Genomic DNA, 315 nt, shown 5'->3' with positions numbered 1-315 from the left:
TGTTAAAGAGCTTGATTCAAACTAATGAACCATTTTTAAATATTTTCAGATAAAAACACTTAAAGATGGTGGAGCTATGCGGGATCGAACCGCAGACCTCCTGCGTGCAAGGCAGGCGCTCTCCCAGCTGAGCTATAGCCCCATCTTTGTATCTAGTCGATATTGGTGGGTCTGAGTGGACTCGAACCACCGACCTCCCGCTTATCAGGCGAGCGCTCTAACCAGCTGAGCTACAGACCCAATATCGTCTCTTTTACTTTCTAAACCTAATCAATCTGTGTGGACACTCATCGTAAATATCTTCGTATAAGGAGG

General features: G+C 45.4%; 2 tRNA genes. Both read right to left on the bottom strand.

Annotated features, from left to right (window positions below):
• Positions 1-66 precede the first annotated feature (66 nt).
• Positions 67-142: transfer RNA gene (locus tag AB4263_RS24135), tRNA-Ala, on the bottom strand.
• 21 nt (positions 143-163) lie between these two features.
• Positions 164-240: transfer RNA gene (locus AB4263_RS24130), tRNA-Ile, on the bottom strand.
• Positions 241-315: the final 75 nt, after the last annotated feature.

This window comes from Vibrio sp. 10N.261.55.C5 (assembly GCF_041470505.1).
Lineage (GTDB): Bacteria > Pseudomonadota > Gammaproteobacteria > Enterobacterales > Vibrionaceae > Vibrio > Vibrio crassostreae_C.
Note: the sequence above shows the minus strand (reverse complement) of the source record. Positions and strands in the feature narration are given on the sequence as shown.